General features: G+C 63.3%; 2 protein-coding genes and 1 pseudogene. All 3 read left to right on the forward strand.

Annotation, left to right across the window (positions count from 1 at the left end):
• Positions 1 to 184: 184 nt before the first annotated feature.
• Positions 185 to 1,252, forward strand: coding sequence for a hypothetical protein (locus ACV1FX_RS41640; protein ID WP_473123272.1), 1,068 nt, complete (start codon positions 185 to 187; stop codon positions 1,250 to 1,252).
• Between the two features lie 4 nt (positions 1,253 to 1,256).
• The gene (locus tag ACV1FX_RS41645; protein WP_473123273.1) at positions 1,257 to 1,520 is read left to right on the forward strand and encodes a hypothetical protein; all 264 of its coding nucleotides are present in this window, start codon (positions 1,257 to 1,259) and stop codon (positions 1,518 to 1,520) included.
• Between the two features lie 26 nt (positions 1,521 to 1,546).
• A pseudogene (locus ACV1FX_RS41650) lies at positions 1,547 to 1,764 on the forward strand (hypothetical protein); the annotation flags it as partial.

A 1,764-nucleotide genomic window follows, 5' to 3' on the forward strand; every position in this document is an offset into this window, starting at 1 on the left:
ATGGGTACCGGTCGCGAAGCGGTCCAAGCCGCCGCGTCGTCGACGCCTGCAACACTTTCCGAGAAACCTCAACGACGTCTAACCAGAAGGAATTGATATGAGCGACGATCGCGCCCCCTCCGGCCAGTTCGCGGAGCCCGCATTCGGACAAGCGGGTCTTGAACGTGATGCCGGCTACACGCCGATGCCGGACCCGAACAAGAAAGAGGACGGTGACGAACTGACGGTAAAGGAAGCCGCCGATCTCCGCGCCAAAGAGGCGCCAAAGCCTGTTGTCCGCAGCTACACGGACGGCGAAGGCAACCCGGCCGACCCGAAGGAAACCCTGACGCTGGAGCGTGCCGCGAGCGATCTGAGCGCTATGCGGCGCTCCGAGAGCGAAGCCGCGGCCGATGCGGCTGCCGAGGAGACCCGCAAGCATATCGACGCCCTGCGGGGTACGAAGAATGCAGACGGCGCCGACGCGAAGCCCGAGGGGAAGGAATCGAACAACGTTGAGCCCGCCGAGACCGTCCATGAAGGCGATCTTGAGCCCGAGCTCGAAAAGGCTCTCAACCACCCGCAGATCCGCGAGGCGATCGCCAAGCAGGTTAGCGAGAACGAGACGGCGCGGCAGGAATATCGGAACGGCCTCGATGCCGCGGCATCGATCGCCCAGCAGGCCTTTATCAGCCAGTTCCCAGAGTTCGCCAACACCTCGCCCGAGCAGCATCAGCAGATCGCCCTACAGATTGCGCAGCAGAACCCCGCGCGATGGGCAGCGATCCAGGCGGCCGTTACGAACAGCTCGCGCCTGTTCGAAGCACAGAAGGTCGAGCATCAGCGCGCGGCCGAGCGCACCGCGGCCGAGTTCAAGACCTTCGTGACCGAGCAGGATGCGCTTTTCGATAAAGCCGCTGCGGGCATTCCCGTTGAGATGCAGCAACGTGCCACGGCTGAGATCATTGACGGCTTGAAGGAGTTCGGCATTGAGCCGGGCGATTTCATGAAGCAATTCGCCAGTGACCGCACCCTGCGGAGCGCTCCGTTCCAGCGCATGATGCTCGAAGCCGGCATGTACCGGATGATGCAGAAGTCGATGGCGAAAGCCGTCACCAAGCCAGTTCCGCCCGTACAGCGGCCAGGCGTGGCCAACGCTCGCGGAGACTATGGATCTGAAAAGATTCGCGCGCTCGCCAGCTCTTTCCAGAACGCTCCTTCCCTGAAAAGCGCAGCGGCTTTGCTGCAGGCGCGCCGCGCAGCCAAGAGGTAACAACATGGCCGATGAACGGAACTTTATCGAGAAATCGCAGTCTATGGCCGAGAAGATGACGGGCAAGCCGGCATCTGTCGATACCATGGTTACCGAGTTTTCGAAGTACGATCTCGAGCGCAGAGCGAGCGCGCTAGACGCGATCGACGCCGATCTGTCCAGTGACGAGCCGATGACCATGAACGACATGCGCAAAGGGGTGAAGATGCTCCAGTATCGGCGCGCGCTTGGCGCGGCACACGACGCCTTGCGAAAGGCCGGCCGGTGAATGGAGCTTTCGCCCGATGGTGCCAGTTGAAGGGCATCCCGCCGCTGCCGGCGCCGCCGGCAGCTGTTGCGGCATTCATCACCGAGTGCGCTTCGCTCGGCGCCGATCGCATTTGGGACGCGGTTCGGGAGGTGTCGCGGGCGCATCAGCAGCACGGGTATGCCGATCCGACCCTCGGCGCCCCGGCAGCCCTTGCCATGAATGCGGTGTCCCGGATGGAGCCACCGCGATCGTGGCCGAAGCA

The sequence above is a fragment of the Bradyrhizobium ingae genome (genome assembly GCF_055791185.1).

Excerpts from the sequence above, each read along its gene's own strand:
- ACV1FX_RS41640 (WP_473123272.1), top strand. The coding sequence starts at position 185 with ATGCCGGACCCGAACAAGAAAGAGGACGGTGACGAACTGACGGTAAAG.
- ACV1FX_RS41645 (WP_473123273.1), top strand. The coding sequence starts at position 1,257 with ATGGCCGATGAACGGAACTTTATCGAGAAATCGCAGTCTATGGCCGAG.